General features: G+C 35.1%; 1 protein-coding gene. It reads right to left on the reverse strand.

All coding sequences use genetic code 11. The features are described from left to right. A partial coding sequence (locus EKN01_RS07765) for a hypothetical protein (protein WP_164966400.1) occupies window positions 1–6,986 on the reverse strand: 6,986 nt, incomplete at its 3' end. Window positions 6,987–7,010 lie beyond the last annotated feature (24 nt).

Consider the following 7,010-nt stretch of genomic DNA (forward strand, 5'->3'; position numbering starts at 1 on the left):
AAGAAAGTACCAATACCAGCAAGAATAGCTAGTGGTAATCCTAAGAACGCATTAATTAATGGCAAGATTAAGAATAAGAATGCCTTAATTAATCCAACAATAATATTTCTAACAATTCTCAATAGTACTAATCCAACAAGAATTTTTCTTAATAGATTAATTCCTGGAAGAATTGTCCATAATGGAAGTGTTAATAGTGTTCCAGCAATGTTTAGTAATTCTAAACCAAATTCCAATGCTCTTCTGATTAAGTTAAATAGTACTAATGCACCAAATGTTAACAATTGATTTAACAATGGTAGACCAAATAATAGAAGTGGTCTTAGTAATAGTGCATTACCTAATAAGTTAATGAAGAATAATGGCAATGTTGAAAGCAACATTAAGATTGGCCATAGAAGTAATAAAGCAATGTCAAAGAATAGATTTAGGAATAAGTATGAAACGATTGTTCCAAGTACGTTCCAAATCAATTGTTTGATTAGGTTATTTAGAAGACCTAATAGAACAAGTGGTAGTCCTACTAATCCAGCTAGTAGTCCAAGTGGAACTGTAATCAAGTTTAGTCCAGGAACTAGTGCTGTTAGTAGTCCATTAAGAACTAATGGTAATAGAAGACCAAGTGCTAGAAGCAAGAATGGTAGTCCACCAAATAGTGCACGCAATAGACCTACTAGTAATCCAGCAAGTACTGCAGGAATTAAACTTAATAGTAAGTTGTTAAGAATGCTTAATGGTAGAGCTACTAGGTAGAATAATACCTTAGCTAACAATGTAACTAGAGCTGCACCGATTAAGTTATTCAACCATGATAGAGGATTTAGAATAGAAATTAATCCTAACAATGGTAGTAGTAATAAGAATGATAGACCAGCTACCAATAATGGTAGAAGGAATGTATTTAGCAAGTCTAATAATAATTTAATTGGTAGAAGCAATAGACCTAGTCCGCTAATCAATAGAGTAGCTAGACCTAATAGGTTTAGTACTAACAAGATTAGATCTAAGAATGGAATTAAGTTAGGTAGTAATAATAGAATCAATGCAAGAACTGGGAATTGTAATCCTAGTAATTGTAGACCTAATAGACCCAACAATCCTAGTGCTCCAATCATTAGAGCAAAAGGCAATCCAAGAGCTAATGCCAATCCACTAACAGCTAATAACAATGGTAATAGAACTAAGTTATTGAAGCCTTTTAGAAGAATAGCAGGAATACCAATTAGATTAAATAGTAGGAATTGATTTAACAATACTAATGGCAATGAAAGAAGAGTCATAACAATATCTGAGATAACCCCTGCTCCAAGAGCCAACAATACTGAAGTAAGTGGTCTAATGAATAACCAGTATGGGATTTCTAATAGAAGACCCACAAGAGTTAATGCATTCAATAGACTAGCAATCAATTTAAGTGGTAATAGAATCAAGAAGTTTACTAGTGATAGTAAGGCTGTGATTACGTTGAATAGGAATAAGAAAGGACCGGCAACAGGAACAAGCAATGAAGGAATTGCTAATAATCCACTAACTATTCCGATAATTGCGCTGGCTGCCGTGGCGACTCCAAGTACAAGACTTGCTAGTCCCAAAATAAATTGAAGAACTAGTCTTGCGCCTAATCTGAACAAGCCAATAAAGAATCTAACTAGATGTACAACTGCTCTAATTCCCCACTTAACAGCCGTATTAATTACAAGTTGTCCAATAACAGGAAGTAAGAACAATCCTAATAAGAATCCTAAAACAAGAAGATTATTTAGCAATGTTAGTGCTAACCAAATATTAAATCCGATAAATAGATTGAAACCAAGAAGTAACAAGTTATTCAAAGCAGCTAAGCCTAGAATAATTGGTAGAGCAACAAGGAATAGTAGGATAATTGCACCTAATAATAGTAGTTGTGCCCCTATTCTTAGTAATCTGTTAAAGATTTGAATAGCGATCATAGCAAGTACTGTTAAACCAGCAATTGCAAATGATAATGCAAGTGTTGCCAATAGTGACAATACCAATGGAATAGCAACATTGATAAACTTCAAGCCTAAGAAGTTTAGAGTTGTTAGAGGTAGTAATAGTAAGAAGTTAATAAGACCAAGTCCCAATGGAAGAATAAATCCAAGAGCTAGTTCTACAACGTTCTTAATAAGGTCAAAGCCGGCTTTTAAAATACCAATTGGTAGAAGTAGTGCAACAGTTAGTGCTGCAAGTCTTCTTAGTAAGTTAATTACTGGAAGTATTGACCATAGAGGAAGTGTTAGAAGTGTTGATCCGATATTAAAGATATCAAGAGCTACTTCAATTCCTCTCTTAAGCAATGTTAGTCCCCAAAGAGTAACAAATGTTAATCCTTGTGCTAACAATGGCAATCCAAGCCATAGTAGTGGGAATAGAATAAATTGTGTTCCCAATAAGTTACCGAATAAGAACAATGGTGTTCCTAATAGTAATAGTAATGGTACAAGAGCTAATGTTAATAGATCTTTTAGAATGTTAGCTGTTACATATGTAATTACAAATGAAGCTACAGACCAAAGAATGTTTGTAAATAGATTGTTTAATAGTCCAAGTGTAACTAATGGTAGACCAATCAAGCCTGCAAGTAGTCCTACAGGAACAGTAACTAAGTTAAGTCCTGGAACTAATGCAGTAAGGAATCCATTTAGTACAAGTGGCAATAGTAGACCAAGTGATAATAGTAAGAATGGTACTCCACCTAGAAGTGCACGTAACAATCCAGCAAGGAATGATACAAGTGCTGCAGGAATGAAACTTAGCATTCCATTAACAACAAGATTTAGAGGTAGTAAGATAGCATTCAAAATCAATTGGTTAAGAATTGTACCAACTAAAGCGAATAGTGGTAGATTAATCCAGTTCAATGGGTTTAGAAGAGCAATAGGTCCAAATACTGGAGCTAACAATAGATTGCTTCCTAGCCATACAAGGAATGGAATTAATAAGTTAACAATTGTGTCTAGAAGTAATTTCAATGGAAGACCAATGAACAAGTTCAAGACAGATAGTACCAATAAGATTAATGGCAATACGAATAATAGATCCATGAAAATGTTAAAGAATGGAATGAAACTTGGTAGAGCTAGTGCTGCAAGAGCCAATAGTGGCAATCTTAGTGATAGCAATAATAGACCAAGTAATGCGATTAGTCCTAATCCACCGATAGCCAATAATAATGGTGCACCTAGTGTTAGAGCCAATGCCAAACCATTGATAATCAAAGGTTCTACAAGTAATGCATTAAATAAGTTTAATAGTAATAATGGTAATGTGATTAGTCCTTGTAGTAATAGTTGTCCTAATAGGAATGGAATTACTGACAATAGACCAGTGATAATATCAGAAATTAATCCAGCACCTAATGCCAATAGAATAGAGATAATTGGTCTTACAAATAGAAGCAATGGAAGTGTTAACAATAGGAATCCTACTGATAACAAGTTCAATAGACCTAGTACTAGTTTTACAGGAAGTAGAATTAGTGCGTTAGCCAATGAAAGAAGTGAAATAATTAATGGAAGAAGTGCAAGGACCGGTCCAACAACCGGAATCAATGCTGTAAGAGCTGCAATAACTCCACTAACAACAGCGGAAATTACAGAAGCAGCCTTAGCTAATCCGGCAGCTAGGTTCAATAGACCTAGAACAAATGATAGAACCAATCTTGATCCTAGTTTAAACATACCAATAAAGAATCTTGTTAAATGAACAAGTGCTCTAATTCCCCACTTGATTGCAGTATTAACAGCTAAAGTACCTAGTAATGGCAATGTGAACAATGCAATTGCAAGACCTAATAACATTAGTGTCTTAGCTAAATTGATTAATACCCATATTGCGACAGCACCTATACCATTAATTAATAGTAAAGCGAAGAATAGAAGTGCTTGACCACCAAGAACTAGTAATGGAAGTCCAAGTAGAATTGTAGCTGCAATAATAGCTGTAATTGCTAGTCTAATTCCACCGTTAATTAAATCAAGAAGTACTTTAAGTACAAGATTTAAAGCAAATGTTCCTAAAGCAATCAAACCACTTAGAATAGTTGAAACAACGAATGCACCAATGAATGGTAGAGAAACGTTGAACAATGTTAGACCAAGAGTGTTCAATAGAGCAATTGGTGATAGTAACAAGAATGTTAGAGCACCAGCTGCTAGTGGGAACAATAGTGTATTCAATAGACCTAAACCTAGAAGAACTAGATCTAGTAAACCTTTAATAACTGCTAGAGGGAATCCAATAAATGATAGAGCAAGAGCAATATCAACGATTCCGTTAACAACAGCTTTAATTACGTTAATTAATAGTAATGCATTAAATGTTAAGAATTGTACAAATGTACTGATAGCCGCAGTAATTGCAAAATTCAATACCATTGGAAGAACAATGTCCAATAGAACAAGTGGAATTGATCCAAGCAATGTGTTAAGCAATGCTAGTCCAAGACCTACAACAGTATTAAAGATAGCGATTGGTGCAGTTAATAGAACAGATACAACTGTACTAAAGATAAATGTATTAATAAGATCAAAGACACCAAATACTAGTTTAGCACCGATAATCAATGGTAGTGCACCCAATAATAGTGGGATTGCGATTGGTGCAAGTAGTAATGCAGGAATCACAATTGTAATAATTGGAAGAACAAATGGTATTGCCAATGCAGCAGTAATAGCTACAACTGGTGTGATTAGAGCCATTGCACCAAGAGCAAGTGGAGCTAATAAAAGACCACCTAGAACTAATGGAGCTGACAATAATTTAGTTATAATACCAAATGGTAATCCAGCGGCAGCTGAAGCAAGAGATGAACCTGCAGTAACAGGTGCAGCAACTGCAGAAGCTGCAGAGTTAGTTTGTGCTTGGTTCATATAGTTTTGATATGCTTCAGAAGTTTGAAGTGCACTGTTATTAACAGCTTGATCAAAGTCCCCTGCCTTCATATCTTTACCTAATGAAGCCAAAACAGAAGAGAATTGTTGTTCGAACTTATTACCATCAGGAATAACACGACCATCTACTGTATAGTAGATATCTCTTCCGTCAGATGATCTAAGAACGAAGTTGTGGTAGTTACCAACAGTGTCGTTTTTATCAACAGAATTTGACAAGTAATTCCAAATTGTAGGAATAGACTTAGTCATTTCTTGTTTTTCAGCTTCAGAAGCCCATGGTGTCATCTTGTTGTAAGTGTCTTTTTGAATAGCACCAAATTGTTGCATTGAGCTATTGTCATTTACAACCTGTGCATCACCATGAGTAGATGAACCATTAGAGTTATTGATTGCTTCTTGCAACATAGCATCTGTGTCTATAGCAGAAATGCTAGGAAGAGAAACAACACTAGCTCCATTAGTTGGTGCATCTAAACTGATAGTTGAATGATTCAACACAGTGTTGATAGCATCCGCTGCACTTGTGGAATCAGAATTCTCAGGATATTTTCCCTCTAAATATTCCTGATAAATTTCTGATTTCTTAAGTGTATCGATGTCCATCGCTTGGTCAAGAGCTCCGGGTTCGATTGAATTACCGAAACTTCTTGCCAATTGTGGCATTTGTTTTTGTAAATTATTATAACTTGCTTGATTAGCAGTTGTATCTATTGTAATAAATAGATCACGACCTGAATCAAGAATTGTATGGAACTTCCATACTTGACCTTCAGTATCAGATTCAAGTGTGTTGTGTCCAATATAATTCCAGACAGTTGGCATGTCTTTTACAATTTCAGCAACTTCATCAGAAGTAGCACCGGTAGCTTTATCACTTACATGACTGTAAATTTTTGTGAATTCTTGGTTTGATTCATTTACATCAGTAGGCTCTGTACCAGTTGTAGTTTGACCTTGTGATAAATAATTATCCAAAGTAGCTTTAGGATCACTTGATCCTTGACTTTGGAATTCAATATAACCATCATTTGTGGCTTGAGTAGTAGATGTTGGTGTTAATGAACTTGTAGTAGCAGGTTCTGTAACATCATTATCAGTACTAGAAGTTGTAGTTTCATCTGAATTAACATTAGAATCCACATCTGATCCCTCAATCGATGTAGTTTCTGTGTTAGAAGATTGAACTTCTGGAGTTACGTTATTTTCTGATACAGCAGCTGTAGTAGATTGTGTACTTGGAGCTGTTGTTGTTTCAGAGTTAGTTGTTTGATTAGAAGAAGTTACATTACTTGTACCTGAAACTTCTATAGTAGTACGATCATTAACCGCATTCTCAGCTTCTGAGAAAGTTGGATTAGATGAAGAAGATGATGATTGACTAGTCGTTGATTGTGACTGACTAGCACTTTGTGAAGAAGCAGCTGATTGTGTAGTAGCTGACCTATTAGCGTCCCCCTCAGAATCACTATTAGATTTTTCTTCATTATTAGAATTACTTTCTTGAGAATTGTTTGATTCTCGTTGAGAAGTATTTACCTTAGATTGAATTTTATTATTTTTTATATCAATTGATTTACCGGCGAAGGTAGCAGATGCTTTTGTGTTTGCTTTTACATTCTTAGTAGCAACCCCAAAAGTTTCTTGATAATTGGCATTCGTTGAATCCTTCTTGAAGTTAACAATCAGTTTGCCGTTAGTTTTAGTAACGTCATAGAGATCATTCACTTTATTGGAGGCCCGTTGAATTTTCTTCACATCGACATTTTTCTTGTCAAACGTGATTTCCAATTTATCACCCTTCTTGATAACATCATTTGATGTAGCATTAATATTCAAGCTCATAATAGGTACATCATCTTTTTCAGATATAGAGATCTTAACTATCTTGTTAGGATCCCGAGTCGGCGTCTTTAATGAAGAACTCGGATCGACGTCACTCGATGTATTCGGTTCGTACTGTGCGGCCTGAGCAACCTCAAGTCCAGAGTACGCAGCTACCGGAAGTAATATAGTAAGAACCGATAACCATGTTATTATTTTCTTAAATAAGGAACCTTCGCCATAAATCATAATAAATTCTCCCCAACTGTATCT

The organism is Companilactobacillus metriopterae, assembly GCF_004117915.1.
Classification (GTDB): Bacteria; Bacillota; Bacilli; order Lactobacillales; family Lactobacillaceae; genus Companilactobacillus; species Companilactobacillus metriopterae.